At 72.0% G+C, this 26,028-nt stretch carries 23 protein-coding genes; 13 read left to right on the top strand and 10 right to left on the bottom strand.

Features of this window, described 5'->3' with window-relative positions:
* The 3 genes from G3I65_RS42885 to G3I65_RS42875 form a co-directional block, all read left to right on the top strand.
* The coding region (locus tag G3I65_RS42885) for a DUF1932 domain-containing protein (RefSeq protein WP_160701165.1) at nucleotides 1–557 on the top strand (557 nt) is incomplete at its 5' end.
* Nucleotides 558–641: 84 nt separating this feature from the next.
* Complete coding sequence (locus tag G3I65_RS42880) at nucleotides 642–1,940, top strand: MFS transporter (RefSeq protein WP_160701164.1); 1,299 nt, start codon at nucleotides 642–644, stop codon at nucleotides 1,938–1,940.
* Nucleotides 1,941–2,021: 81 nt separating this feature from the next.
* Nucleotides 2,022–2,381: a hypothetical protein gene (locus tag G3I65_RS42875; protein ID WP_160701163.1), complete on the top strand. Its 360-nt coding sequence runs from the start codon at nucleotides 2,022–2,024 to the stop codon at nucleotides 2,379–2,381.
* A 3-nt stretch (nucleotides 2,382–2,384) separates the two neighbouring features.
* Here G3I65_RS42875 and G3I65_RS42870 read toward each other — a convergent pair whose 3' ends face one another.
* The 5 genes from G3I65_RS42870 to G3I65_RS42850 all read right to left on the bottom strand — a co-directional run bounded on the left by G3I65_RS42870 (nucleotide 2,385) and on the right by G3I65_RS42850 (nucleotide 7,747).
* The gene (locus G3I65_RS42870; protein WP_160701162.1) at nucleotides 2,385–3,737 is read right to left on the bottom strand and encodes an MFS transporter; all 1,353 of its coding nucleotides are present in this window, start codon (nucleotides 3,735–3,737) and stop codon (nucleotides 2,385–2,387) included.
* 19 nt (nucleotides 3,738–3,756) lie between these two features.
* On the bottom strand, nucleotides 3,757–4,671 hold the full coding sequence (locus G3I65_RS42865; RefSeq protein ID WP_160701161.1) for an amidohydrolase family protein: 915 nt from the start codon (nucleotides 4,669–4,671) through the stop codon (nucleotides 3,757–3,759).
* Nucleotides 4,668–5,693 carry an amidohydrolase family protein gene (locus G3I65_RS42860; protein WP_160701160.1) on the bottom strand — a complete coding sequence of 342 codons (1,026 nt, stop codon included), beginning with the start codon at nucleotides 5,691–5,693 and terminating at the stop codon, nucleotides 4,668–4,670. Before G3I65_RS42860 ends, G3I65_RS42865 begins: the two co-directional genes overlap by 4 nt.
* 120 nt (nucleotides 5,694–5,813) lie before the next feature.
* The gene (locus tag G3I65_RS42855) at nucleotides 5,814–6,584 is read right to left on the bottom strand and encodes a MaoC family dehydratase N-terminal domain-containing protein (protein WP_309235987.1); all 771 of its coding nucleotides are present in this window, start codon (nucleotides 6,582–6,584) and stop codon (nucleotides 5,814–5,816) included.
* Nucleotides 6,581–7,747 (bottom strand): acyl-CoA dehydrogenase family protein, encoded by a 1,167-nt coding sequence (locus G3I65_RS42850; protein WP_160701159.1) that lies wholly within the window; start codon nucleotides 7,745–7,747, stop codon nucleotides 6,581–6,583. The genes G3I65_RS42855 and G3I65_RS42850 overlap by 4 nt, the downstream gene beginning before the upstream one ends.
* Nucleotides 7,748–7,821: 74 nt before the next feature.
* On the opposite strand from G3I65_RS42850, the gene G3I65_RS42845 reads away from it, so the two are divergent.
* The 9 genes from G3I65_RS42845 to G3I65_RS42805 all read left to right on the top strand — a co-directional run bounded on the left by G3I65_RS42845 (nucleotide 7,822) and on the right by G3I65_RS42805 (nucleotide 18,405).
* Nucleotides 7,822–8,553 carry an ArsR family transcriptional regulator gene (locus G3I65_RS42845; protein WP_160701158.1) on the top strand — a complete coding sequence of 244 codons (732 nt, stop codon included), beginning with the start codon at nucleotides 7,822–7,824 and terminating at the stop codon, nucleotides 8,551–8,553.
* A complete protein-coding gene (locus G3I65_RS42840; RefSeq protein ID WP_160701157.1) occupies nucleotides 8,550–8,927 on the top strand; it encodes a VOC family protein in 378 nt (125 codons plus the stop codon). The genes G3I65_RS42845 and G3I65_RS42840 overlap by 4 nt, the downstream gene beginning before the upstream one ends.
* 248 nt (nucleotides 8,928–9,175) lie before the next feature.
* A complete protein-coding gene (locus G3I65_RS42835; protein WP_160701156.1) occupies nucleotides 9,176–10,354 on the top strand; it encodes a carbohydrate-binding protein in 1,179 nt (392 codons plus the stop codon).
* A gap of 34 nt (nucleotides 10,355–10,388) precedes the next feature.
* On the top strand, nucleotides 10,389–11,663 hold the full coding sequence (locus tag G3I65_RS42830; protein ID WP_160701155.1) for an extracellular solute-binding protein: 1,275 nt from the start codon (nucleotides 10,389–10,391) through the stop codon (nucleotides 11,661–11,663).
* A 76-nt stretch (nucleotides 11,664–11,739) separates the two neighbouring features.
* The gene (locus tag G3I65_RS42825) at nucleotides 11,740–12,681 is read left to right on the top strand and encodes a sugar ABC transporter permease (RefSeq protein ID WP_309235986.1); all 942 of its coding nucleotides are present in this window, start codon (nucleotides 11,740–11,742) and stop codon (nucleotides 12,679–12,681) included.
* A complete protein-coding gene (locus G3I65_RS42820; RefSeq protein WP_160701154.1) occupies nucleotides 12,678–13,496 on the top strand; it encodes a carbohydrate ABC transporter permease in 819 nt (272 codons plus the stop codon). Before G3I65_RS42825 ends, G3I65_RS42820 begins: the two co-directional genes overlap by 4 nt.
* A complete protein-coding gene (locus tag G3I65_RS42815; RefSeq protein WP_160701153.1) occupies nucleotides 13,496–14,989 on the top strand; it encodes a beta-N-acetylhexosaminidase in 1,494 nt (497 codons plus the stop codon). The genes G3I65_RS42820 and G3I65_RS42815 overlap by 1 nt, the downstream gene beginning before the upstream one ends.
* Nucleotides 14,986–15,726 carry a GntR family transcriptional regulator gene (locus G3I65_RS42810; protein ID WP_166641284.1) on the top strand — a complete coding sequence of 247 codons (741 nt, stop codon included), beginning with the start codon at nucleotides 14,986–14,988 and terminating at the stop codon, nucleotides 15,724–15,726. Before G3I65_RS42815 ends, G3I65_RS42810 begins: the two co-directional genes overlap by 4 nt.
* 285 nt (nucleotides 15,727–16,011) lie before the next feature.
* Nucleotides 16,012–18,405 (top strand): hypothetical protein, encoded by a 2,394-nt coding sequence (locus tag G3I65_RS42805; protein ID WP_160701152.1) that lies wholly within the window; start codon nucleotides 16,012–16,014, stop codon nucleotides 18,403–18,405.
* On the opposite strand, the gene G3I65_RS42800 is transcribed toward G3I65_RS42805, so the two are convergent.
* From G3I65_RS42800 to G3I65_RS57865, 4 genes are read right to left on the bottom strand one after another with little or no spacing between them, the layout of a single operon-like run.
* Nucleotides 18,385–19,173: an MHYT domain-containing protein gene (locus G3I65_RS42800; protein ID WP_239071788.1), complete on the bottom strand. Its 789-nt coding sequence runs from the start codon at nucleotides 19,171–19,173 to the stop codon at nucleotides 18,385–18,387. The genes G3I65_RS42805 and G3I65_RS42800 overlap by 21 nt on opposite strands.
* A 13-nt stretch (nucleotides 19,174–19,186) precedes the next feature.
* Nucleotides 19,187–19,567: a DUF742 domain-containing protein gene (locus G3I65_RS42795; RefSeq protein ID WP_160701151.1), complete on the bottom strand. Its 381-nt coding sequence runs from the start codon at nucleotides 19,565–19,567 to the stop codon at nucleotides 19,187–19,189.
* Nucleotides 19,564–20,052, bottom strand: a complete 489-nt coding sequence (locus G3I65_RS42790) for a roadblock/LC7 domain-containing protein (protein WP_160701150.1) — start codon at nucleotides 20,050–20,052, stop codon at nucleotides 19,564–19,566. Before G3I65_RS42790 ends, G3I65_RS42795 begins: the two co-directional genes overlap by 4 nt.
* On the bottom strand, nucleotides 20,049–23,180 hold the full coding sequence (locus tag G3I65_RS57865; RefSeq protein ID WP_239071787.1) for an ATP-binding protein: 3,132 nt from the start codon (nucleotides 23,178–23,180) through the stop codon (nucleotides 20,049–20,051). Before G3I65_RS57865 ends, G3I65_RS42790 begins: the two co-directional genes overlap by 4 nt.
* Before the next feature lie 459 nt (nucleotides 23,181–23,639).
* On the opposite strand from G3I65_RS57865, the gene G3I65_RS42775 reads away from it, so the two are divergent.
* Nucleotides 23,640–24,878 carry a low temperature requirement protein A gene (locus tag G3I65_RS42775; protein WP_309235985.1) on the top strand — a complete coding sequence of 413 codons (1,239 nt, stop codon included), beginning with the start codon at nucleotides 23,640–23,642 and terminating at the stop codon, nucleotides 24,876–24,878.
* 212 nt (nucleotides 24,879–25,090) lie between these two features.
* On the opposite strand, the gene G3I65_RS42770 is transcribed toward G3I65_RS42775, so the two are convergent.
* Complete coding sequence (locus G3I65_RS42770) at nucleotides 25,091–25,516, bottom strand: STAS domain-containing protein (protein WP_160701148.1); 426 nt, start codon at nucleotides 25,514–25,516, stop codon at nucleotides 25,091–25,093.
* Nucleotides 25,517–26,028: the final 512 nt, after the last annotated feature.

The following is a 26,028-nucleotide window of genomic DNA, read 5'->3' as shown; positions in this document are numbered from 1 at the left end:
TCCCCGGCCTGCGCCCGGGCGCGGCCTGGGCCGACCTGAACACCGCCGCCCCGGGCGCCAAGCGCCGGCTGGCCACACTCGCCGCCGAGCACGACGTGCCGTTCGCCGACGTCGCGATCATGGCGCCGGTCCCCGGACGCGGCCTGCGCGTCCCCATGCTGACCAGTGGAAAGGCCGCCGAAGCCGTGGCAACCACCCTGAACGGCTTCGGCGCCGCCGTCGAGGTCATGCCCGGGGACGCCGGGCTCGCCGCCGAGCGCAAGCTGCTCCGGAGCGTGTTCTTCAAGGGCATGTCCGCCGCGGTGGTCGAAGCCCTCCGGGCCGCCCGCGCCGCCGGCTGCGAAGACTGGCTGCGCGAGGTCATCGTCGGCGAGCTGACCGCCGCCGGAGCGTCCACTGTGGACCGGCTGGTCAGCGGCTCCTACCGGCACGCCGTCCGCCGCACCGCCGAAATGGCGGCCGCCGCCGAGATGCTCGGGGAACTGGCCGTCCGGGCCGACGTCGCCGCGGCCGCCCGGGACCAGCTGCGGTTCATAGCTGATTCACAGGATTGTTAACAATCTTGAATTGAGTCTTGTGTTCAATATCTCACACGATGTAGCTTCGGACGCCTTCGCAGCCCCTGGACGAAAGGGACGAGGATGTCCGTACGAGAAACCGGCGGCCCGGCCGCCGCCACGGTCCGGCTCTCGCTCCGGGTGACCGCGCTGTGCTGGCTCCTGGTCCTGCTCGACGGGCTGGACCTCTTCGTATACGGCGCGACCCTGCCGGGCGTGCTGGCGGACAAGGGCTTCGGCCTGACCGCCGTCACCGGCGGGACGATCGGCAGCCTGACGACGTTCGGGATGATGCTCGGCGCGCTGTCGGCAGGCATCCTCACCGACCGGATCGGGCGGCGGAAGATCATCATCACCGGCGTCGTCGTCTTCTCGCTGGCCGCGGCCGCCTGCGCCGCCGCCCCGACGCCGTCCTGGTTCGGGGCGGCGCGGTTCGTCGCCGGCGTGGGGCTCGGCGGGCTGCTGCCGTCGGCGATCGCGATGGTCATGGAGTACGCGCCGGCGTGGCGGAAGAACCTCGCCGTCACCACGGTGATGACGGCGCACCAGGCGGGCGGCGCGCTGGCCGGGGCGCTCGGGATGACGCTCGTCGGATCGCTGGGCTGGCGTTCGGTGTACTGGCTGGGCGCGCTGCTGCTCGTCCCGGTCCTGCCGGCGATCGTCTTCCTGCTGCCCGAATCGCTGACCTTCCTGCTGGCCAAGGGAAAGACCGACCGGGCGCGGGCGATCGCCGACCGGCACGGGGTCGCGCTGGAAGCGTTCGCCCCCGAACCGGCCGAGGACCGGCGCGGCGGGCTGCGGGGCCTGTTCACCCCGGCGGTCCGGCTGACGACGGTCCTGTTCTGGATCGCCTCCTTCGCCGGACTGCTGCTGGTGTACGGCGTCAACACCTGGCTGCCGACCATGATGCGCGGCAGCGGCTACAACCTCGGCTCCGCGATCAGCTTCCTGCTGGTGATCAACCTGGGCGGCATCGCGGGCATGCTCGTCGCCGGCCGGCTCGCCGACCGCTTCGGGGCCCGGCCCGTCGCGATCACCTGGTTCGCCCTCACCGCGGGCGGCGTCGGCCTGCTCGCGGTGCACCTGCCGCTCGCGCTCACCTACGCCGTCGTGTTCCTGACCGGCGCGTGGCTGTTCAGCGCGCAGACGCTGATCTACGCGGCGGTCGGCGCCCACTACCCCGCCGACAGCCGCGCGACCGCCCTCGGCTGGGTCTCCGGCGTCGGCCGCCTCGGCGCGGTGTTCGGCCCCTGGCTCGGCGGCGTGCTGGTCGCGAGTGGACTGTCCACTTTGGGCTTCCTGGTCTTCGCGATCGCGGGTTTGCTCGGCGCGGCCATGGTTTCCCTGGTCCGGCGGCCGACGCTGGTCGCCCAGCCCGTTTGAGGGCCCCGCAGGAGGAGCACGCGCCGGTTTGCCGGGCCCCCGGCGGGGTAGCCCGAACCGACCCGGCGAAAGGAAACCCCGATGCCCGCCATGACCCGCGTCCTGGGCGCGTTGACGGCCGCCTACGGCGCGACCGTCATCGCCGCGCCCCGAGTGCTCGCCAAGCCGTGCGGCCTGACGACGCCGACCGGTGGTGTCCGCTCCGACGTGCGCACCCTGATCGCCGGCATCGGCGCCCGCGACGCGGCGATCGGTCTCGCGATGGTGTTCGCGCCGGCGGGGCGGCCCCTGCGGGTCGCCCTCGCCGCCCGCGTTGCTTCCGATGCCGCCGACGCGCTCGTCTTCGGCACCACCCTGCCGGACCGGACCGCGCGGCCGAAGGTCGCCGCGTTCGCCCTGGCCTGGGCCTCGCTCTGCGCGGTTTCCGCGGCGGTCCGGTGAACCTCAGACCCCGGCGGGCTCGGCGGCCGCCCGCTCGAGCCGGGCCCGGCGGGTCCTCGGTCCGAACAGCGCCAGCACCACCGCGCCGACAAGCCACGTCCCCGCGATGAAGAAGAACACGCTCTGGTACCCGCTGCCGTTGTACAGCGAGGCCACGATCAGCGGGCCGGCCGCGTTCGACAGGCGGCCGAGGCCGTACGACACGCCGGTGCCCAGTGAGCGGCCGCGGGTGTCGAACAGCTCGGGCGAGTACGCGTACCCGAGGGCCGTGTAGCCCCGCTCGAACATGTTGACCAGGAAGCCGAAGACCACGATCAGGACCGGGTTGAACGTCAGCCCGTAGAACAGGCCGCACAACGCGATGACCGTGCCGAACGCGACCAGGCACCACTTGCGCTCGAAGCGGTCGGTGACCAGCGCAGCCAGGTACGACCCCAGCGGCGCGCCGACCGTGGTCAGCGCCACGTAGAACACCGACTTCTCGACGCTGAAACCTTCCTTGGCCAGCAACGTCGGCGCCCAGCTCGAATACCCGAAGAACCCGATCGTCTGCGTCACCCACAGGACCGTGAGCAGCAGCGTGGGCAGCAGGTACTTCTTGCGCAGCAGCAGCCGCAGCGGCGCCTTGGCCACCGGGGCCTCGTCGATCGGCGGCGCCGGCTCGGGCAGCAGGCCCTTCTCGGCCGCGACCTGCGCTTCGATCTCCCGCAGCACCGCGTCGGCCTTCGCGTGCTCGCCCCGGCTTTCGTACCAGCGCGGCGATTCCTTCAGCTGCCGGGTGAACAGCACCAGCAGGACGCCGAGCGCGCCCCACAGGTACACCAGCCGCCACTGCCAGGTGCCGAGCGGGACGACGAGGCTCGCGATCAGGTTGGTCACCGGCGTGCCGCAGATGCCGATCACGATCGCGTACGCCTGGTACTTGCCGCGGTTGGCCGCCGGGTAGAGCTCGTTGACGTAGATGACCGCGACGACCGTCATCGCCGAGAGGCCGGCCGAAGTCAGGACGCGGAACACGCCCAGCGAAACGATGTCCCAGGAGAACACCGCCGCGAACGAGAAGACGCCGAACCACACGGTCGTCCACATGAGAGCGTTCTTGCGGCCGAAGCGGTCGGCGATCGTGCTCGCGACGATGGAGCCGAAGAACATCCCGACGAACGACAGCGAGGTCACGTACGCGACCTGGTCGACCGTCACGCCCCACAGCTTGATCAGCTTGGGCGCGGTGGTGGCGAAGCTGTTGATGTCCGCGAACTCGAAGAAGTAGGCGAACGACACGGCGAGGATGGTCAGCTTGTGGAAGCGCGAGATCGGCAGGCGGTTCAGCCGGTTGAGCGCGTTGGCGTGCTGCATTGCATGCCCTTCAGGGGTTTCAGGCGGTTTCGCCGGGCCAGTAGAGGCGCATCGGGTTGTCGACCAGCAGCTTCCGCTGTGCCTGCGCGGTTTCCGCGATCAGCGGCACGTGGTCGACGAGGAGCCCGTCGTCGGGCATGTGGCTCTTGAGGTTCGGGTGCGGCCAGTCGGTCCCCCACAGCACGCGGTCGGGGAACTCCGCGACGACGCGACGGGCGAACGGCACGACGTCGGTGTAGGCGTGCCGTTCGCCGTCGAGCGCCGGCGGCCCGGTCACCGTGAGCCGCTCGGGGCAGCTCACCTTCACCCAGACGTCGTCGCGGCCGGCGAAGTCCAGGAACCGGCCGAATTCGGGCCCCGACACCGGTTTCGTGACGTCCGGCCGTCCCATATGGTCGATCACCAGCGGCACGGGCAGCGTGCGGAAGAAGCCTTCCAGCTCGGGCAGGTCGGCGGCTTCGAAGTAGAGCACGACGTGCCAGCCGAGCGGGGCGATCTTCTTCGCGATCGCGGCGAGGTCTTCGGTGGGCGCGGCGTCCACCAGCCGCTTGACGAAGTTGAACCGCACGCCCCGGACGCCGGCCGCGTCGAGCTCGCGCAGTTCCGCGTCCCCGATGTCCGGCCGCACGGTCGCGACGCCGCGCGCCCGCCCGCCGGCCGCCCGGACCGCGTCGAGCATCGCGGAGTTGTCGGCGCCGTGGCAGGTGGCCTGCACGACGACGTTCCGGGAGACCCCGAGGTGGTCGCGCAGCGCGAAGAGCTGGTCCTTGCTCGCATCGCACGGGGTGTACTTGCGCTCGGGCGCGAACGGGAACTCCGCCTGCGGGCCGAAGACGTGGCAGTGGGCGTCGACCGCGCCGGGCGGCAGCGTGAAGTCCGGTGTGGACGGATCGGCGCACCAGTCCAGCCAGCCCGGCGTCTTGGGTGCGGTCACCGGCCTTGCCCCTTCAGCAGGGCGTCCAAGCGCGGGTAGACGGCGCGGGCGTTGTGCTCCCGGATCGCCGCCCAGTCCGCTTCGGACAGTTTCGCGGCCTCGGCGTACCGGCGGGTGTCGTCGAAGTGGTGGCCGGTGCGCGGGTCGACGCTGCGGACCGCGCCGATCATCTCGGACGCGAACAGGATGTTGCGTGCCGGGATGACGTCGAAGAGCAGGTCCGAGCCCGGCTGGTGGTAGACGCAGGTGTCGAAGAAGACGTTGCGCAGCAAGTGCTCCTCGAGTTCCGGCTTGCCCAGCGCCATCGCGAGCCCGCGGAACCGGCCCCAGTGGTAGGGCACCGCGCCACCGCCGTGCGGGATGATCAGCCGCAGCGTCGGGAAGTCCGTGAACAGGTCGCCCTGCACGAGCTGCATGAACGCGGTCGTGTCGGCGTTGAGGTAGTGCGCGCCGGTCGTGTGGAAGGCCGGGTTGACGCTGGTGGAGACGTGCACCATCGCCGGGATGTCGTACTCCACCATCTTTTCGTAAACCGGGTACCACGACCGGTCGGTCAGCGGCGGGGCCGTCCAGTGCCCGCCGCTGGGGTCGGGGTTGAGGTTCAGCGCGACGGCGCCGTACTCCTCGACGCAGCGGGTCAGCTCCGGCAGGCAGGTGGCCGGGTCGACGCCCGGGGACTGCGGGAGCATCGCCGCGGGGGCGAACCGGTCCGGGTAGAGCGTGCTGACGCGGTGGCAGAGCTCGTTGCAGATCGCAGCCCACTCCGACGACGTCTCGAAGCCGCCCACGTGGTGGGCCATGAAGGACGCGCGCGGCGAGAAGATCGTCAGGTCGATCCCGCGTTCGTCCATCAGCTTCAGCTGGTTCGGCTCGATCGTCTCGCGCAGTTCGTCGTCGCTGATCCGCAGGTCGGCCCGCGCGGGCGCGGCGGCGGAGCCGTCCAGTGCGGCGATCTGCTGGTCGCGCCACGCGGCGAGCGCGGGTGGTGCGGTGGTGTAGTGGCCGTGGCAGTCGATGATCAAGGTCAGTCCTCGTCGCTTCGCATGCTTGATGGTCGCACCCTAATCGTCGATGAAATTGTTTACAATATCTGCGACGAGGTCGTGACCGTATGCTGAGCACCCCGAACCGCCCGTGACGGCTTACCCGGGTCGCAGGTTCCCGGTGGCCGTCTGCCGCCCGGACCGGTCCCGGACTGCGGTCGACGTCGCATCCGCGCCCGGGTGAGCCGAGGCGATCAGCCCCTGGAAGTCGAACAGCGGCGCCACGAGCCGGTACTCGAACGTCAGCGGCCCGGCCGCCCCGCGCGCCCGCGCGGCTTCGGCCATCGCGACCGCCTGCAGCGGCCCGTGGGTGAGCAGCCCGGGATAGCCCTCCACGTCGCGGCAGTAGTCGCGGTCGTAGTGGATGCGATGGGCGTTGTAGGTCAGCGCCGAGAAGCGGAACAGCAGCGTGGGCGTGACGTCGAGGGCCTGCTCCCCCGGCTCCGGCGGCACCTCCGGACCGCCGGCCGGATACGTCTCACCACTGCTCGCGCGGTAGACGAGGTCCTGCTCTTCGTCGACGACGAGCCGGCCCGCCTGGTGGATCCGGTGCGCCACCGTCACGAAGGTGAGCGGCCCGGACCGGCCCTGCTTCTCGCGCGTGGCCAGGACTTCCGAGTGACGGGTCGCCTCCTCGCCCCAGCGGAGTTCCCCGGACGTCCGCACCCGGCCGCCGGCCCACATCCGGCGTCCGGGCGGCGTCCCTTCGCGGACCGGGTGCCCGTCCGGGCCGAGGTCGGCCTGCGCGGGCCGGTCGAGCAGGTACACCCAGTGCCACAGCAGCGGCAGGACACCGTCTTCGGGCAGCGGGACGCCGAGCAGCGCGGCGAGCGCCTCCGCCGGTCCGGGGAGGATCGGTTCGGTGATCACGCGCGGTCGCCCCCGATCGGGTGGCGCTTGACCAGCTGCCGGGCGATGACCGTGCGCTGGATTTCGTTGGTGCCCTCGCCGACGATCATCAGCGGCGCGTCCCGGAAGTAGCGTTCGACGTCGAACTCCGTGGAGTAGCCGTAGCCGCCGTGGATGCGCACCGCGGCCAGCGCGATCTCCATCGCGGTCTCCGACGCGAACAGCTTCGCCATGCCGGCTTCGAGGTCGGCGCGCTCGCCGGAGTCGTAACGGCGGGCGGCGTGGTGGACGAGCTGGCGTGCCGCTTCCAGCTTGGTGGCCATGTCGGCCAGGTGGTTGCCGACCGACTGGTGCTGCCAGATCGGCTTCCCGAACGCCTCGCGTTCCTGGGCGTAGCGCAGGGAATCCTCCAACGCGGCGCGCCCGACGCCGAGCGCGCGGGAGGCGACCTGGATCCGGCCGATCTCCAGGCCGCGCATCATCTGCGCGAACCCCTTGCCCTCGACCCCGCCCAGCAAGGACGTCACCGGCGTCCGGAAGTCCACAAAGGACAGCTCGCAGCTCTCGACGCCCTTGTAGCCCAGCTTCGGCAGGTCACGGGAGACCTCGAACCCCAGCCCGTGCTCGACGAGCAGGATGCTGATGCCCGCGTGCGCGGGTTCGGCGCGCGGATCGGTCTTGCACAGCAGCGCGACCAGCTGCGAGCGGCGCGCGTTGGTGATCCACGTCTTGGCGCCGTCGACGACGTAGGTGTCCCCGTCGCGGCGGGCGGTGGTGCGCAGCGCCTGCAGGTCGGAGCCGCCGCCGGGCTCGGTCAGCGCCATCGTCGCGCGGACCTCGCCGGTGGCCAGCCGCGGCAGGTAGTGGTCCTGCTGCGCGCGCGTGCCGTGCTCGGCGATGAGCTTCGCGACCACGGTGTGCCCGCCCATCGCGCCGGCCAGGCTCATCCAGCCGCGCGCCAGCTCCTCGGTGATCACGGCGTAGCACTGCGCGGACACCCGCGCCTCGCCCCACGGCTCGGGCACGGCGAGGCCGAAGACGCCGAGCCGCTTCATCTGCTCGATGAGCGCTTCGGGGTAGGTGTCGGTGTGGTCCAGCTCCCGCGCCGACGGCCGGACGTCGCGGTCCACGAAGTCGCGCACGACCGCGACGATCGCGGCCTCCTCCTCGGTCAGCCCGTCCATCACCGGTCCTCTCGCTCTGGTCGTCCCATCATGACGCACTGTTCCATCAATCTCGTTTGATGTATTCTCCGGGCATGGCACCGGAGCCACCCGCGTTCGTCCGCCTCGCCGCGCACCCGTTGCGCTGGTCGCTCCTGACCGCGCTCGCCGGCGGCGACCTGCGGGTCCGGGAACTCGTCGAGCGCGTCGGCCAGCCGCAGAACCTGGTCTCCTACCACCTGCGGCTGCTACGCGACGGCGGGCTCGTCGTGGTCACGCGAAGCAGTTACGACGGCCGCGACAGCTACTACCACCTGGACCTCGACCGGTGTTCCGCCGCGCTGACGGCGACCGGCGCGGCCCTGCACCCGGGGCTGCTCCGCGAGCCCGCGCCGGCCCGGCCGGGGATCACCGTGCTGTTCGTCTGCACCGGCAACAGCTCACGCTCCCCCATCGCCGCGGCCCTGCTGCGGCAGCGGACCGGCGGTCGGGTGGCCGCGACGAGCGCGGGCAGCCACCCCAAGGCCACGCTCCACCCGGAAGCGGTCCGGGTGCTGGCCGACGAGTTCGGCATCGACGTCGCCGGGCAGCGGCCTCGGCACCTGGACACGGTCGCCGGGCAGCGGTTCGACCACGTGATCACGGTGTGCGACAAGGTCCGCGAGGTTTGCCCCGCGTTCCCGCACCGCCGCCACTGGAGCATCCCGGACCCGGCCGCGGCACCCGACCCCGGCGCGTTCCGGCGCACCGCGGCCGAACTCGACACACGCGTCCGGCACCTGCTGCCGGAACTCGGTGCGGCACAAGACAAGGAGGTCCAGTCATGACCGATCAGCTCGCCAGCGTCCGGTACGTCGTCGACGACGTCCCGGCAGCCATCGCCTTCTACACCACGCACCTCGGCTTCACGGTGCGCATGAGCGCGGCACCGGCGTTCGCCGACGTCGTCCGCGGCCCGCTGCGGCTGCTGCTTTCGGGGCCCGCCAGCTCGGGCGCGCGGGCCACGCCCGCGGAGTCGTCGGCGGCGGGCCGGAACCGCATCCACCTGGTGGTCCCGGACCTCGACGCGGAGATCCGGCGGCTGACGGACGCCGGGGTGGAGTTCCTCGGCGACGTCGTCGCCGGGCCGGGTGGGCGGCAGATCCTGCTCGCCGATCCCGCCGGGAACCTGGTCGAGCTGTTCGAGGCCGCCGCCCGCTAGCCCCGTTCGCTCCCGGACCCAAGCGCCCCAAGGTGGCCTTGGTTGCGTCTGACGCACCCAAGGCGGCCTTCGGTGCGTCTGACGCACCGAAGGCCACATTGGGGCGCTTGGGCGCGCTCGGGTGGAAATTACCAAAGGTAAGTTCTGCTGCCTTCTTGACATTACCAATGGTCAGGAGGAGGGTACTGGCCACCCGATTCGTCTAGACCAATCGGCCTCCCCGCGGACGGCATCCCAGGAGGAGACCCATGTCCCGTACCACCCGGACCACCACCGCTGCCCTCACCAGCCTCGCCACCGTCGCCGCCACCGCCCTGATCCTCTCCGGCGGGGCCGACGCCAGCCCGGCCGCCGCCGCCGCCGACTGCGGGGTGCTCTTCGACGACTTCCACTACGCCTCGCCCACCGACTCCGCCTTCAGCGGGGCCGGCTGGACCACCCGCAACGACGTCGGCAGCCCCGGTGTGCCCGGCGCGCGCTGGCTGACCAGCAACGTCACCTTCCCGACCGTCGACGGCGAGCGCGTCGCACAGCTGGCCGCGAGCACCGACGGCTCCGCCAACGGGACCACGCACGCCGAGCTATACCAGAACCAGCTGCGGTTCTTCGAAGGCACGTACGCCAGCCGGGTCCGCTTCACCGACGCGCCGGACAGCGGGACCGACGGCGACCACGTCAACGAAACCTACTTCACGATCTCGCCGCTGCGGTACGACCGCGACCCGCTCTACAGCGAGCTGGACTTCTCCGAGTACCTGCCCAACGGCGGCTGGGGCGGCTCGCAGGCCAACTACCAGACCAGCTGGTACACCTACTGGAACAGCCCGACGTGGGACGGCCTGCGCACGTCCACCGCGCAGAACCGCAGCCTGGCCGGCTGGCACGACATCGTCACGCAGGTTTCCGGCGGGCACGTCAAGTACTACATCGACGGCGTGCTGACCGCCGACCACACCACCGACGCGCAGGGCAACCCGGTCTACCCGCGCACACCGATGTCGATCAACTACAACATGTGGTTCATCGACACCGCGGGCCACACGAGCGGGAACAGCGTCTACACCGAGCAGGTGGACTGGACCTACTACGCGGGCAACCAGGTCGTCTCCCCCACCGACGCCGTCGCGAAGGCCGGGCAGTACCGCACCGCCGGAACGTCCCATGTGGACACCGTGACCGGGTGCACCACGCCGACCAGCCCGCCGCCGACCACGACCACCCAGCCGACCACCCCGACGACGCCCACCACCCCGACCACGCCGTCCCAGCCCGCCGACTGCTCGAGCGCGCCGGAGTGGGACTGGGGCACGGTGTACCTCGGCGGCCAGCGCGTGAAGCACAACGCCCACCTCTGGCAGGCGAACTGGTGGACCCAGGGCTCCGAACCGGGCCTCACCGCCCAGTGGGCCGACCTCGGCCACTGCTGATCCCCGCATCCCACTCACGCCTCCGGGAATCCCCATGCGCAGACGCATCCTCGCCGCCGCACTGGCCGTCACCGCCCTGACCGCCAGTGCCTGCGGCACCGACACCCCCGCTCCCGCCGTCGGCGGGACCACCCTGACCGTCTGGCTGATGAACGGCGACCTGAGCGACAAGGCCACCGCGGCGATCACCGCCGCGTTCGAGAAGGCCACCGGCGCGAAGGTCACCGTCCAGATCCAGGAATGGGACAACATCAACACCAAGATCAGCACCGCGCTGGCCCAGGACACCACGCCGGACGTCATCGAGATCGGCAACACGAACGTCCCGCTGTTCGCCGCCAACGGCGCGCTGGCCGACCTCACCCCGCACCGCGCCGAGCTCGCCGCGGGCCAGACCTGGCTGCCCGGTCTCATCGGACCGGCCACTGTGGACGACCACGTCTACGCGGCGCCGCTGTTCGCGGGCAACCGGTCGGTGATCTACGACAAGCAGGTCTGGGCCGACGCCGGCGTCACCGCTCCGCCCACGACCTACGCCGAGCTCACCGCCGCACTCGACAAGATCAAGGCCAAGCACCCCGCGCCGGACTACTCCGTCTTCCACTTCCCGGGCCGCTACTGGTTCGGCGCGCTGCAGTTCGTCTGGGACGCCGGTGGCCAGATCGCCGTGCAACAGAACGGAAAGTGGACCGGCGCCCTCGAAAGCCCCGAGGCGCAGAAGGGGTTGCAGGCCTGGAAGGACTTCCAGAACGCCTACTCCTCCCCCGCGTCCCGCAACGTCGACACGAAGGCACCCGACCAGGCCGCGATCTTCTCCGCCGGCGGCGCGGCGGCCATCCTCGACACGAGCGTCAACACCGTCGTGAAGAACAAGCCGGAGCTCAAGGACCGGCTGGGCACGTTCCCCTTCCCCAGCGCCACGCCCGGCAAGACGCAGCCGGTCTTCCTCGGCGGGTCCGACCTGGCGATCGCGGCCAAGAGCCGCAACCAGGACCTCGCGCTCGCCTACGTCAAGGCGGCGACCGACCCGGCGGTGCAGCGCGACGCCATCGTCGGCATCGACGGCTGGACCCCGATCTCGACCGAGCTGATCGACCGGATCGCGCCGACGCTGCCGCCGCTCAACGCCGCGTTCGCCACCGCGGCCAAGACCAGCGTCGCGACGCCGGCCGCACCGGGCTGGGCGACCATCGAGAGCGACAAGTCGATCAACACGTTCTTCGCCGACATCGCGACCGGGCGTAAGCCGATCGCCGAGGCGGCCAAGGACTTCGACGCCCACCTCACCGAAGCGCTCAACGCCCGCTGACCGGCGGGGTGGCCCGGCCGACCGCCGTCCCCGCCGGGCCGCCCCGCCCCTTTCCCGCTTCCGACAAGGAGTCCTCGTGTTGCTCGTGAAAGCGCGGCCGCACGCGCCGGAAAGACCGGCGGCGCCCCGGCGGCGCCGGTCACTGCTCCCGTACGGCCTGCTCCTGCCCGCGGCCGCGCTGCTCGGGCTGGTGCTCGGCTACCCGCTGCTGCGGCTGGTCGTCATCTCGCTGCAGGAGTACGGCCTCCGGTCGCTGTTCACCGGCACGACGGGCTTCGCGGGCTGGGACAACTACGCCGAAGTGCTCGGGGACGACCAATTGCTCCCGATGCTCGCCCGCAGCGTCGGGTTCTGCGCCGCGCTGGTCGTCGGCACGCTCGTCATCGGTTTCGCGGTCGCGCTCATGCTGCGGCGGCTGGGCCGCGGGATGCGCACGGCGGTGACGCTGTGCCTGATCGCCGCCTGGGCGCTGCCGAACGTGGCGTCCACTTTGGTCTGGCAGTGGCTCTTCCAGCCCGGGTACGGCGTCGTGAACTGGCTGCTGACCCAGGCCGGTTTCGGGGACCTCACCCAGCGCGACTGGACGACGTCGCCGGCGTCGGCGTTCACCCTGGTGTGGCTGCTGGTCGTCTGGCAGTCGGTGCCGTTCGTCGCGCTCACGCTCTACGCCGGTCTTTCGCAGATCCCGCGGTCCTACTACGAAGCGGCCGCGCTCGACGGTGCCGGGCCGTGGCGGGCGCACCGCACCATCACCTTCCCGTTCCTGCAGCCGATCTTCGGCCTGGTCACGATCCTGTCGATCATCTGGGACTTCACCGTGTTCAACCAGATCTGGATCCTCACTCAGGGTGGCCCGGACGGCGGCACCACGACGCTCGGCATCTGGACGTTCACCCGCGCCTTCAGCCGCAATGACTTCGGCCAGGGCGCGGCGATCGCCGTGGTCTCGGTCGCGCTGCTCGTCGCGCTGACCGCGGTGTACGTGCGCAAGCTCGTCCGCTCCGGGGAAGACCTGTGATCCGCCGGGTGGGCCGGAACGCGGCCGCGACGCTGTTCTGTCTCGTGTGGATCTTCCCGGTGTACTGGATGGTGCTCACGGCGTTCAAGCCGGCGGGCAAGATCCTCAGCCCCACACCGGAGTTCCTGCCCTTGGACGTCACCTTCGACAACTTCGCCGGCGCCCTCGCAAAACCGGGCTTCCTCCAGGACCTCCTGAACAGCGTCGTGGTCGTCGTCGCGGTGGTGGCACTGTCCATAGTGGTCGCCTTTCTCGCCGCGACGGCGTTGACGCGGTTCCGCTTCTTCGGGCGCCGCAGCTTCCTGATCGGGGTGCTGGTGCTGCAGATGGTCCCGGTGCCCGCGCTGGTCATCCCGTTGTTCCTGAGCCTCAAGAGCGCGCACCTGCTCGACACGCTCTTCGGCCTGGTGCTCACCTACGTGGCGCTCGTGCTGCCGTTCACGATCTGGACGCTGCGCGGGTTCCTGCACGGCATCCCCGTCGAGCTGGAGGAAGCGGCGATGGTCGACGGCGCGACGCGCGGGCGCGTGATGCGCTCGGTCCTGCTGCCGCTCGTGCTGCCCGGCCTCATCGCGACCAGCGTGTTCGCCTTCATCACCGCCTGGAACGACTTCCTGTTCGCCTACGTGATCATGAAGGACAGCGCGGGCTACACGCTGCCCGTCTGGCTGGTCTCGTTCAGCACCAGCACGGGCACCGACTACGGCGGCCTCATCGCGGCGTCGACGCTGTTCGCGCTGCCCGTCGTCGTTTTCTTCGCGCTGGTGCAGCGCCACCTGGTCGAGGGCATGACCGCGGGCGCGGTGAAGGGCTGATGGTCATCCCCCACCCCGCGCGGTTGACCCGCCGCGCCGGTTCCTTCACGCCCGCGGGCGTCCACTCTGGACCCGGTACCGACGGACCCGCCCGGCTGCTCGCCGCGTACGCGAACCTCCCGCTTGTCCACAATGGAGCTGCGGTCCGGCTCACGCTCGAACCGGGCTTCGCGGACGAGGAGTACACCCTCGACGTCACGCCGGAGGACGCCGTGCTTACCGCGTCCACGGAAGCGGGCCTGCTCGCCGGGGTACAGACCGTCCGCCAGCTGCTGCCTCGGCTCGAGTGCCTGGCCATCCGCGACGCGCCACGGCTGCCCTGGCGCGGCGTTCTGCTCGACGTCGCCCGGCACTTCCTCCCGCTCGACTTCCTGCGCGAGTTCGTCGACCTCCTGGCGCTGCACAAGTACAACGTGCTGCACCTGCACCTCACCGACGACCAGGGCTGGCGGATCGAGATCGACGGCTGGCCGCGGCTGACCGAGATCGGGGCGTGGCGCGCCGAGTCGATGGTCGGGGCCGCGGGCAGCGGCGTCTTCGACGGCCTCCCCCACGGCGGTTTCTACACCCAGCGGGAGCTGCGGGAGCTGGTCGCCTTCGCCGCCGCGCGCGGGGTGCGGATCGTGCCGGAGATCGACCTGCCCGGGCACGTCCGCGCGGCCCTGGCCGCTTACCCCGAGCTGGGCAACCGGCCGGACGTGCGGCTTCCCGTGTGGACGGAGTGGGGCATCAGCCCGGACATCCTCGGCGTCCACGACGGCGCGTTCGCCTTCTGCCGGGACGTGCTCACCCAGGTCGCGGACGTCTTCCCGGCGCCGTACCTGCACATCGGTGGCGACGAATGCCCGACGACGCACTGGGAAACCAGCCCGGTCGCCCGCGCGAAGGCCGCCGCGCTCGGGCTGCGCACGACCGCCGAACTCCACCCGTGGTTCCTCGGCGAGTTGCACGCCGTCGTCGCCGGGCTCGGCAGGCAGGCGGTGTGCTGGGACGAGACCGGGCACGCCGTGGGTGGGCTGCCCGCCGACCTCGTCGTCACCGCGTGGCGCGACGCCGCGCACGGCGCGCTCGCCGTGGCGCGCGGCCACCAGGTCGTGATGGCGCCGCACACCTCGACGTACTTCGACTACCGGCAGACCGAAGAGCCGGGCGAACCACCCCGCGAGCCGGTGACGACGCTCGAGGACGTCTACCGCTTCGACCCGCTGGCCGGCGGACTCCCGGTCAGCGACGGCACCCGGCCGGGTGTGCTCGGCACCCAGGCCCAGCTGTGGACCGAGCACGCGCCGACCCCCGACCACGTGCGACACCTGGCGTTCCCCCGGCTGTGCGCGCTGGCCGAACGCGCGTGGTCGCCACCGGGCCGCGGTTATGCTGACTTCCACCAGCGGCTGGCCGGGCACCTCACCCGGCTGCGCGCGCTGGGTGCCCTGCCGAAGGAGCGCGTCCGGTTCGCCGGCGCGATCCCCGTACCCGAAAAGACGCTGCCTTGACCGCTGCCGACGAGCAGGCGGACCGCCCGCCGCCCACTGTGAAGCGCGACCGCGTCCGGCGGCACCTGCTGAAGGTGATCGAGAACGCCGGCCCCGGCACCGGCCTGGCCTCCGAACGGGACCTGGCCGCGGAACTGGGCGTCTCGCGCCCGACCGTCCGGGCGGCCATCGACGAGCTGACCCGCACCGGGCTCCTGGTGCGCCAGCGCGGCCGCGGCACGTTCACCAGCCCGCAGAAGGTCACCCAGGAACTGGCCACCGGGCTCGCCGTCCCGCCCGCGGAAGGGCACTGGACCAGCCGGGTCGTCGCGTTCACCACGGCACCGGCGGCCCGCTCGCTGGCCGGCGAGCTGGAGTGCGAGCCGGGCACGCCGGTCTTGCGCGTCACCCGGGTCCGGTACGTCGACGACGAGCCGATCGCGATCGAAAGCCTGGCGCTGCCCGCGTCGCTGGTGCCGGGCCTGCGGCCGGCCGAGCTCGAGACCGGCAACTTCTACCGGCTGCTGCGGGAGCGCTTCGGGATCGCCGTGCAGGACGCGGTGCAGACGATCGAGCCGGCGGTGACCAACCCGGACCAGGCTGAGCTGCTGGAAATCGCGGTGTACGCGCCGATCCTGCACATCGAACGGCTGACCCGCGACACGACCGGCCGCGTGGTCGAACTGACCCGCTCGGTCTACCGCGGCGACCGGTACCGCATCACGTCGAAACTCCGCTTCGACGCCGAATCCGGTTGATCGCGCATCCGGAAAATAAATCTTCACCGGACTCCGGAAACCGGGGTTTTTAGCGTCCCCTCATTACCCGAACGAGTGACGCCGGGCCGACATCCGGGTGAGCGCACGGCGTGAAACCCGTTGTCGCACCGGGTACACGCGATCGCGGGAGGGTCACGAACTGCGCTGTTGGCATCGCCTTTTCGGCGCCCGGGTGAGAGCGCTTCAACGCACCCGGGGTGCCGCATAGGCTTTTCCTTCGGCCGGGAAAACGATTCCCGGAACCGAAAGAATCGAGGACAGTCCATGCGAAGACGCATGCTGGGAGCGTTCCTGCCGCTGGTGCTCGTGGCGGCGACCGCCGTCCCGCCACCCGCGGCCGCCGATCCCGCGCCCGCCGCCGTTTCCGGGCTGGTGAAGTCCGTGCAGGGCACCGGTTCGCCCGCCGACCACGGCGCGACCGCGAACTGGGTCATCGGCTACGACGACCAGGCCACGACGGCCGGCGCCGCGACCATCACCGACGCCGTCGGGGCCGGCCAGGCGTTCCAGCCCGGTTCCCTGCACGCCCCGCCCGGCTGGACCCCGCAGTGGTCCACCGACGGCAGCACGTTCACCGGCACCGAACCGGCTTCCGGGGTCTCCGCCGTCCGCGCCACCAACCCGAACGCCGGACCGGACGCGACCCAGCTGTCCGGCGCGCTCACCCCGCCCGTGCAGGCGGTCACCACCGCGACCGGCGGCGACGGCTTCTCCCCGATCCTCTACCGCACGCAGGGCGGCGTGCTGCAGGCGTGGAACATCTACCACCACCTGGGCGCCACGTCCCCGAAGGTCGTGTGCACCGACCTCGCCACCGGGCAGCGGTGCCCGGGCGGCCCGTGGCCGAAGGTGCTCAACACCGCGCCCGGCCCGCTCGGCACCCTCGGCGCCGGCGACATCGCCAGCCCGATGGTCGAGCAGTACGTGCGCGACCCCGCCGCGCCCGCGAAGGTCTACTACCCCGCCATCACGGCGACCTCGGTCGGGGTCGGCTGCCTCGACCTGGCCGCCGTCGCCAACTGCGGCTACTCCGCGCTGGCGAACCTCGGCGGGTCGCCGCCGGTCAGCAGCATCACCGGGCTCGTCGAGAGCGGCGGCAACGTCTACGGCCTGATCAGCTCCGGTGCGGTGGTCTGCTGGACCATCGCCACGCAGAGCGCCTGCGGCGGCCAGCCGTATGCGCCGATCGTGCCGTCCGCGAACCAGCCCTACGTCTACGGCGCGCTGACCCTGGTGGCGGACAAGGTGTTCGCGTCCACGTCGAGCCCGAACACCGCGCAGCAGCCGTCGCTGGGCTGCTTCGACCCGGCGACCGCCACGGCGTGCGCCGGCTGGGCTTCCTCGCGGCCCACGGGACCGGCGGGCAACTACACCTACAACGCGTACACGGCCTTCAGCACGAGCGGCGCGCCGGTGGGCGCGTGCTCGTCGACGAGCGTCGCCAGCACCGTCACGACGTGCTACGCGCTCGACGGCTCGGCACTGCCGGCGCCGCCGATCACGGCGTTGCCCGCGGGCGCGATCTTCTTCCCGCCGGAGGTCGTCACGGATCCCGGCGGCCACGTCCGCAGCTACCTCCCCGTCTGGGGCGGCGGGTACGCGGGCGCGGCCCTCTGCCACGACTGGACGACGGGGTCGGCGTGCGCGGGCCTGCCCGGCCCGATCACGCACCCGAACGTGAACGGCGGGGCCACGCGGGACTACGGCTACGCCTACGACCCGCCGTCGGGCTGCCTGATCGGGCTCGGCGACGCGGGCGTGCTGTTCTCCATGGACCCGGCCACCGGCGCCTCGCCGTGCGTCCGGTCCGGCGGGCAGGTGACGCTGAAACCGGGTGACTTCTACTGCGACGGCGGAAGTCACGTCCAGGGCTACACGGCGGCGCGGCTGACCGGCGTCGACCCGGCCAACGTCGACTTCGCGGCATCCCGGGTGACGGTGACCGACCAGGACAACGCCGTCGTGCCGACGCCGGGCTTCGCCCCGGACGGTTCGGTGGACCTCACCGGCGTTTCCGTGGCGGCCCACCCGTCGATCACGGTGACCACGACGCTGGTGCTGCACAGCGCGGCGGGCTTCAGCGGCTCGCTGGTCGTCGACTACGCGGGTGACGCGCCGCAGCTGTGCTTCGGCACGACGATCGCGGCGGACTGCGCGGTGACGGCGGTGGCGAACACCGCCACCGGCACCGACTCGACGGGGTCGTTCACGTCCAACACGGTGACGCTGCCGGTCGCGCCGGGCGCGTCGTGCACGCCGAAGGTCACGGTGGAGAAGGAGATCTGCACGGCGTCGACGGCCGCCAAGTGCGGGCCGGGCGGTTCCGGGCCGTGGGCCAAGCAAACCGGTGTCGGACTGCTGGGCCTGCTGTTCGCGACGGCGTACTGGCGGATCACGGTGACGAACGAGGGTCCGGTCGGGATCACGTCGGCGCACGTGGTGGACAGCGTGGAGCCGTCGTGCCAGACGGGCCCGTTCGCCCTCGGCGCCGGGCAGACGCAGCAGGTGTACTGCTCGACGTACGCGTTGCTGAGCCTGTTCCCGATCACCAACCAGGCGAAGGTGAGCTACCTGCCGGTGAACGTCCCGCCGGGCACCCCGCCGTCGCACACGAACTGGTCATCGGCGAAGGCCTGTTCACTGCTGTGCGTTCTCTAGGGTGACCGTCCGCGGGAGGCGTTCCGGCGTCTCCCGCGGGCCTTCCGGCCCGACCGCCGGGGCCATCAGGACCGCGCAGAGCGGGACCGCCATCGCGATCGCGGCGAGCACGAACACCGGGAACAGGAAGGAGAACACCTCGGCGCCCGCCGGGTCCGGGGCGGACATGTCCATGGTCATCCGGACCGCGGCCATGCCGGTGTAGTGCATGCCGGTGACCGCCGCGCCCATCACGAACCCGGCGAGCAGGCGCAGGGACAGCCGGTCGAGGAACACCGCGAACCACAGCGCGGCCGTCGCCGCGACGACGGCGATCGCCACCGACAGCGCGACGAGCAGGCCGTCGTAGCCGAAGTCGCCCTTCACGCGCAGGGCCGACATCCCCGTGTAGTGCATGACGTTGACCGCGAGGCCGGTGATCACGCCGCCGAGCACGAGCCGCCACCAGCCGAACTTCGCGCGGCCGCCGACGACCAGCAGACCGGCGAACACGGCGGCGACCGACAGCAGCGCCGACAGCGCCGTGCGGAAGACGTCGTAGCGCACCGGCATCCCCGGCGTGCTGAAGCCGAGCATGGCCACGAAGTGCATCAGCCAGATGCCGACCCCGCCGATCGAAATCGCCGCGAGCACGAGCCACCGCATGCGGTGCCGGCTGTTCGCCGCGTGGCGGGCCTGCACCGCGCAGGCGAGGCCGAGCGCGCAGCCGACCACCGAAGTCAGGTAGGCGAGCACGAGCAGCCAGTGCCCGAGCGCGAAGTGTTCCATGGTCGGTCCTCTCTCACAGGTCGCGCAGGCCGTGCAGCACGCGTTCCATCAAGTCGTGGCGCTCGTCCCAGCCGGCGTGTTCGGCGAGCGTGTCCCGGACGATCACCAGGCCGTCCTCCACCAGGTCCGAGACGAGCACCCGGACCACCCCCAGCGGCAGCCGCAGCAGCGCGGCGACCTCCATCAGCGACCGCGGCAGCAGGCACAGCTCGATGACCTGGTCGAGCGCGCTGGTCGACTGGTAGCCGGCCGACGCGCGGCCCGCCGCCGTGGTCTCGACGAGCGCTTCGACCGCGATGGTGACCGACGGCGCCGTCCGGCCCTCGGTCCAGGCGTAGGGGCGGGCCAGCGCCGGGCTCCGGCGCGGCTCCCCTTCGCCCGCGTACCCGGTCACCGCCGGTCCTGGCCCACCGGCATCTCGCGCGCGGGCACGTCGACCTGCCGCCCCACCCGCTCGACCAGCATCGTCATCTCGTAGCCGACGAGCCCGATGTCGCAGCCGGTCGACGCGAGGACCACGAGGTTCGAGCCGTCGCCGACGCTCATCAGCAGCAGGAACCCCTGCTCCATCTCGATGACCGACTGCACGACCCGCCCGGCGGTGAACAGCTCCGCGGTCCCGAGCGACAGGCTCGACAACCCGGCGGCGATGGCCGCGAGCTGATCGGCGCGTTCCCGCGGCAGGGCATCGTCGGCCGCGACGAGCAACCCGTCGGCCGACACGAGCACCGCGTGCGCGACCCCGGACACGTCCTGGACGAACCCGTTGACCAGCCAGTTCAGCGCGGCTGTCCGTTCGGGGGCCGGCGCGGGGAAAGCCCCCAGGGGCCGGGCCGACGGTTCGGCGCGCCGCTGGTGCACGTCGGGGAGTTCGGTCATCGGGGTTCCACTCCGTCCTTTCCGGATTCGTCCGCACGGGCGGCGGTCTGCCGCCGGGCCGCGCGCATGCCCTGGTAGTGCCGGGACAAGCTGTTGCGCACGGCGGTGGCATCCCGGAACGCCGCGCCATCGGGTTCCCGCACCCGAGGCAGGGCGGCCCCGGGTGCCAGCTGCGCCCCGGGCCGCCGGGTGGGGAGGCCGGCCGCGCTGAGGTTTTGTAAGGCGGCGGGCCGGAGAGCGCTTTCCGCAGCCTGCCGCGCTTGGTCGGTGGGGGACGACCAGTCGGCGGTTGTTCGGGTCGGGGGTGCGGGCTGGTCGGGGTGGGTGGGGTTGGCTACGGGGTTGGGGCGGCTTTCGGCTGCCGGGCGGTCCGCACCTTTCGCGGCTGCGGACGTGGGGCGCTCGGCGGAGGTGGAACGGTCGGCGCGGCCTGCAGCCCCAAGCCGGTCCACGAGATCGGAGCGATCCGGACTGTCCGCGGCGGAGACCACCGGCCACTCACCCGAGCCGGAGCTATCTGCGCGCCCGGCGTCGCGGGAGCCGGTGTGGTCCGCCGCCGGGACCACCGGCCGCTCGGCGGAACCGGTGCGGTCCGTCGGACCCGCGGTCTCGGCGGGCCGCTTGCCAGAACCGGCGCCACCCGCCTGACCCGAACCATGGCGGTCCGCCGCCGAAACCGAGGGCCACTCGCCCGAACCGGCGCGATCCAGGCCTGCGCTCTCAGCGGGCTGCTTGCCCGAACCGGCGCCGCCCGCCTCACCCGAAACAGGCCGGCCAGCCGCCGAAACCGAGGGCCACTCGCCCGAACCGATGCGGTCCGCCAGGCCGGCAGTCTCGGCAGGCCGCTTGCCCGAACCCCTGCCGCCCGCCTCGCCCGCGCCGGAGCGATCCGCACGCCCGGCGTCGCCGGAGCCAGACCGGTCTGCCGCCGAAACCGAAGGCCACTCACCCGAACCGGCGCGATCCGTGCGCCCGACACTGCCAGAGCCGGCGTGGTCCGCCGCCGGAACCACTGGCCACTCCCCCGTTCCCGACCGATCGGCCCGCGCACCCGTCTCCCCGTCCGGGACCACCGGCCACTCGCCACTCCCGTTCACCGCCGCACCGTTCGGCGGCCGGTCCGCCACGTCCGCCTCCGTCGGCCAGCCGGCCTCCTCAGCACGCGGACTCCGGCGGGTCAACGGCTTCGCCGTCGGCTCGGTGAACCAGCTCGTCACCACCTGCTCGAAGATCGGCGTCGACGCCTGGGCCGGGACCACCGCCACCGGGCGGGCGTGGCCGTTGTGCCTGGACGCCGCGCGGCCCGCGCCGATCGGGCGGGCCAGGTCCGCGATCACCAGTGCGCCCGGTACGTGGACGCTCGCCGTCACGCCCGCGTGGCGGACTCCCGGGGACGTCGCGCGCAGGCGGACCGTCACGTCGTGGAGCGCGGCCAGGCGGCCGACCACGAACAGGCCCATGCGGCGGGTGGTTTCCGGGCCGACCGTCGCCGCCGCGGCGAGGCGGGCGTTGGCCGTCTTCAGTTCGTCCGGGGTCATGCCGAGGCCCTGGTCGACCACCTCGATGAGGAGGCCGCCGTCGGCGCCGCGGTCCGCGGTCAGGGCGACCTTGTGCTCCGGCGGGGAAAACCGCGTCGCGTTCTCCAGCAGCTCGGCCAGGATGTGGACCACGTCCGCGGCCGCCTCCGGCTGGACCGAGCCGCGCGGCGCGTTGCCCAGCGCGACCCGGCGGTAGTCCTTGACCTCCGACGTCGCCGCGCGCAGCAAATCGCGTGTTGGCACCGGCTCGCGGCCGTGGCGGACCGGGCGGCCGCCGGCCAGGACGTGCAGGTTTTCGCCGTTGCGGCGCAGCCGGGTGGCGATGTGGTCGATGCGGAACAGCTCGTCCAGCCGGCGCGGGTCCTGCTCACCGGACTCGAGGTCCTCGATGATCGTCAGCTGCTGCTCCACCAGCGACTGGCTCCGCCGCGACAGCGTCATGAACATCTCGCTGACCTGCTTGCGGAGGTCGGCCTGCTCCACCGCCAGCCGCACCGCCTCGCGGTGCATGTCGTCGAACGCCCTGGCCAGCTGGCCGATCTCCTCGTTCGTCCGGACGCCGACCGCGGGCACCGCACGCCAGTCGACTTCCGTGCCTTCCCGGACCTGCCGGACGGTTTCCGGGAGCGCCTCCTGCGCCGCGTGCAGCGCCGCCGCCCGCAGCCGGCGCACCGGCGTGACCAGCGAGCGCACCACCAGCAGCGCGATGGCGAGCGCGCCGAGCAGCGCGCCGAGCACCAATGCGGTGTCGCGCAACGAATCCGACCGGGCTTCGTCGGCGGCCGTCGAGACGTCCGAAGCCAGCTTCGCCGTGACGTCGTTCAGCACGGCCGTCACGCCCGCCGTCTCCGCGGCGATCGACGGAAGGGACGCCGCGGTCGCGTCGAGCCGGTCTTCGGCGTCCTCGGTCGCGGCCTTGAACCGCGCCAGGAGCGCACCCGTCAGCTGGTGTTCGGCCTGTTCGGCGAGCACTTCCTGCTCGGCGGCGGTCTGGATCGCGGCCGGGCGGAGCGAGGCGTCGGCGGGGCTGTTCAGCGACGCGCGCACGTACGTCTCCCCGGTCGCCAGCTCGCCGCGCAGGTGCGCCAGCAGCCGGACGACCTCCGCGGTGCCGGCGACGTCGGCCGGGACGATCTCGGGCACGAGGTCGCCGAGGGTGGCGATGACGTCGTTGTAGCCGGCGGCTTTCGTGCGGGTGTCGCCGTTGGCGGCGCCCGCCGCCCGGATGCCGGCGAGCTTGCCGAGCGCGGTGTTCAGCGCGCGGCCGCTGTCGCCGGGCAGCGGCGCGAAGCCGGTGTCGCGCTGGATCGCGGCCACCTTCGCGTCCACGGCGGCGGTGACCGCGCTCGGCGCCCCGGCCGGGACGGCCACCGCGGCGACCATCTCCTGCCCCAGCGCCTCCGTGAGGCCGATCGTGTCGTGCAGCACCGGCAGCCGGTCGCGGGCCGCGCTCAGCTGGGTGGCGCGGTCGAGCTCGCCCTGGATCCGGACCTCCGCCAGCGCCACCGCGACCAGAACGGGCAGCAGCAGCACGACGCTGATCTTCGTGCGCACGCTCCAGTGCGCCGGCCACCACGCGGAATCCGCCATTCGGCGGGGCGTGGGCGTTCTTTCGTGCATGGCGGAACCGCTCGATTCCCAGCCGCGCGCGGCCGACGTCGAACTCGGACAGGAGAAGACCCCAGGGGCTGGTCACCGACGTCCCGGGCCACCGGAAACACCGCGGGGCGAACCTCGACGATGATCGAGCCGACCCGCAGCGAACAGCACTTCCGGCTTCCGTGTCAACCCCGCGCACGGCGTTTCGCGGCGGTCGACATCGAATTCTTTCGCGACTCACGCTTGGTGTTTCACCGGTCGCTGCTTGTACACCGTACAAACGACATTCACGCAGCTCCGGCCGTTGCTGAGCACCGCGAAGTGCTGTCGGCAGATTTACCCACGCCGTGGCGGTTCGTGGCGAAATCGGCCATTGTTCGAATGGTTTGTTATTCATTCTCACCCACGCCGGGTGGGCCACCCGGCACGGGACCCGGCAGAATCGCCGCCGTGACCGAGGTGAAGGCCGGCGACGCGCCGGGGCAGGGCAAGCGGGTCGGCTGGGTGGAGCTGTACTTCGACCTGGTCTTCGTGTTCGCGGTGGGTCAGGTGGCGCACGGCATCGTGGCCGAGCCCCACTGGTCGCGGGTCGCCGTCGCGCTCGGCCTGTTCGCGACGCTGTGGTGGACGTGGATCGGCTTCGCGGTGCTGTACAACCGCCGCGGCGACGACAGCCGCGCCGCCGACCGGCTGTTCGTGCTCGCCGGCACCATCCCGTGCGCGATCGCCGCCACCCAGGCGCACCACGTCTTCGAGGGGCACCCGGCGGTCTTCGCGCTGGCCATGGCCGGCGTCCGCGTGATCCTGGCGGCCGCGCACCGGTGGCCGGCCCGCGACGGGCTCGACCAGCGCCGGATCAGCTGGGGCTACACGGCTTCGGCGGTGTTGTTCGCGGCCTCGGCGTTCGCGCCGCAGACGTGGGCGTTCTGGGTGTTCGCGCTGCTCCAGGAAGCGGGCTTCCTGCTGCTCGGCGACCGGCCCCGCCGCCGCGGCGAACGTCCTTCGCGCGCGGCCCGGTGGCGCGAGCTGATCGCCGGCCCGCACGACCCCGGCCTGGCGGTCGACGCGGCCCACCTCGCCGAACGCTTCGGGCTCTTCATGATCCTGCTGCTCGGCGAGCTGGTGATCACGGTCGGCACGGCGGCGCTGGAGCGGCCCGCCGACGACGTCGCCTACTGGCTGGCCCTGATCGGCGGGCTGGCGCTGGCCGGCGCGCTGTGGTGGCTGTACTTCACGTCGGCGGCGCGGATCTACGAGCGGCTGCTCGACCTCTCCGGCGGCAACCCGGCATTGGCGTATTCGCTGTACGCGGGCGGGCACCTGCCTCCGGCGTTCGCGCTGGTCCTCATCGCGGCGGGGGTGAACCTGTCGCTGCACGAGTCCCCGCCGCACGCGGCTGCCTGGTTCACCACGGCGGGCCTGACGATCTACCTGCTCGGCACCCGGGTCTTCGCGGCAGGCTCACACCGCTGGTACCACGGCCTGGCCCGGATCGCGGCACTGGCGGCCACGGTGTGCCTGGCCTTCCTGGACCGGCTCGTCCCGGCGCCGGCGGTGGTCCTGGTGATCGCGGCGTGGGGCGTCGGGGCGGCCGCGATCGCGTCGATGCTCAGGCGCCGCGCCCTGGACCGCATGGGCGACAACCCGCTGGAGTTCCTGCGGCAGCGGCATTTCCAGGGGCGCCCGTAGCCAGCCGCGGCCGGGCGCCACGCGCGGCGTCCGGCTCCGGGCGACCGGCGGCAGAGTGCCTGGCCGAGTGGTCTGCCCGGCGCCACGGGGACGTAGTGAATGACTCATTCATGTCGCCGGACGCCATGAATGGGTCACTCACTACGTCTCGGGTCACCCGCTCGCCGCGCAAAGTCGAATTGTCACGCCACGTTGGGGCGCATCCGCGGGCGTCAGCTCTGGCCGTGGATCTCCGTGGCCCGCTCCCAACCGGAAGGCAGCCGGCTGACGTTCAACGCGTGGTCGAGCCCGCTGCCCGCCAGCGCGCGGCGGACGATCCGGTTGTCGCCGGTGACGATCCTCAAGGTCGCGTTCTCGCGGACCGTTCTGGCCTGGATGCCGCCGAGGGCGGCGAGGCCCGCCGAGTCGAGGAGGTCGACCTCGGACAGGTCGAGCACGAGGACCGGGAACCGGCGGTGCGCCCACGTGCTCAGCGCCGACCGGAGCTGAGCGGCGCTGTCTTCGTCGAGGGCGCCGCGGATCTTCACCATGACCGCGCCGAAGTACGGGCGGACGACCTGGATGTCGAACGGGCTGCGCGGCTGGCGCGCCGACGGCACCACGGGGATCGCCGTCGCGGGGGGCTGGACGACTAACATTTTCCACGCCTCATTCGAAGATGACGTGACGAACGGGTCTCACCGGCCCGCTCGAACGCTGACAACTCGGGGGGCGGCTGCTGCTTGCTGAACCGCACTTCGCAGCGTAGCCCTTGATCCAAACGGCGCAACCCCGCCAACGGCCGAACCGGGCACGCCCGCATGCGAAGGGCATCTCCGCAGGTTAAACCACCCATCCGGGTGACGCTCTGGTCGCGGCACCCCGCTCTTGACACCGGCGCGAGCTCTGCGCATGCTAGATGCATATCAGGTTTCCTTATATCCGACGCCGAGGCCTTTCCGCAGAGCACCACACTTCGCCACCGTCCGTAGCAGGAACCCTGTCACCGGTGACAAGGAGACGAAAGCCGTGACCCGATCCCCCGGCCCGGCCGATTTCGGCCTGGGCAGCTGGCCCGCGCGGCGGGCCCGGATCTCGCCGGACCGCACCGCGCTCGTCGACGGCGGCGGCCAGGACCGCACGCTGACGTACGCCGCCCTCGCCGAGCGCG

Origin of the sequence: Amycolatopsis sp. SID8362 (assembly GCF_010550475.1) — a bacterium.
GTDB lineage: Bacteria > Actinomycetota > Actinomycetes > Mycobacteriales > Pseudonocardiaceae > Amycolatopsis > Amycolatopsis eburnea.
Note: the sequence above shows the minus strand (reverse complement) of the source record. Positions and strands in the feature narration are given on the sequence as shown.

Excerpts from the sequence above, each read along its gene's own strand:
- G3I65_RS42830 (WP_160701155.1), top strand. The coding sequence starts at position 10,389 with ATGCGCAGACGCATCCTCGCCGCCGCACTGGCCGTCACCGCCCTGACC.
- G3I65_RS42840 (WP_160701157.1), top strand. The coding sequence starts at position 8,550 with ATGACCGATCAGCTCGCCAGCGTCCGGTACGTCGTCGACGACGTCCCG.
- G3I65_RS42800 (WP_239071788.1), bottom strand. The coding sequence starts at position 19,173 with ATGGAACACTTCGCGCTCGGGCACTGGCTGCTCGTGCTCGCCTACCTG.
- G3I65_RS42880 (WP_160701164.1), top strand. The coding sequence starts at position 642 with ATGTCCGTACGAGAAACCGGCGGCCCGGCCGCCGCCACGGTCCGGCTC.
- G3I65_RS42790 (WP_160701150.1), bottom strand. The coding sequence starts at position 20,052 with ATGACCGAACTCCCCGACGTGCACCAGCGGCGCGCCGAACCGTCGGCC.
- G3I65_RS42805 (WP_160701152.1), top strand. The coding sequence starts at position 16,012 with ATGCGAAGACGCATGCTGGGAGCGTTCCTGCCGCTGGTGCTCGTGGCG.
- G3I65_RS57865 (WP_239071787.1), bottom strand. The coding sequence starts at position 23,180 with ATGGCGGATTCCGCGTGGTGGCCGGCGCACTGGAGCGTGCGCACGAAG.
- G3I65_RS42815 (WP_160701153.1), top strand. The coding sequence starts at position 13,496 with ATGGTCATCCCCCACCCCGCGCGGTTGACCCGCCGCGCCGGTTCCTTC.
- G3I65_RS42850 (WP_160701159.1), bottom strand. The coding sequence starts at position 7,747 with ATGGACGGGCTGACCGAGGAGGAGGCCGCGATCGTCGCGGTCGTGCGC.
- G3I65_RS42845 (WP_160701158.1), top strand. The coding sequence starts at position 7,822 with ATGGCACCGGAGCCACCCGCGTTCGTCCGCCTCGCCGCGCACCCGTTG.
- G3I65_RS42870 (WP_160701162.1), bottom strand. The coding sequence starts at position 3,737 with ATGCAGCACGCCAACGCGCTCAACCGGCTGAACCGCCTGCCGATCTCG.
- G3I65_RS42770 (WP_160701148.1), bottom strand. The coding sequence starts at position 25,516 with ATGTTAGTCGTCCAGCCCCCCGCGACGGCGATCCCCGTGGTGCCGTCG.
- G3I65_RS42875 (WP_160701163.1), top strand. The coding sequence starts at position 2,022 with ATGCCCGCCATGACCCGCGTCCTGGGCGCGTTGACGGCCGCCTACGGC.
- G3I65_RS42835 (WP_160701156.1), top strand. The coding sequence starts at position 9,176 with ATGTCCCGTACCACCCGGACCACCACCGCTGCCCTCACCAGCCTCGCC.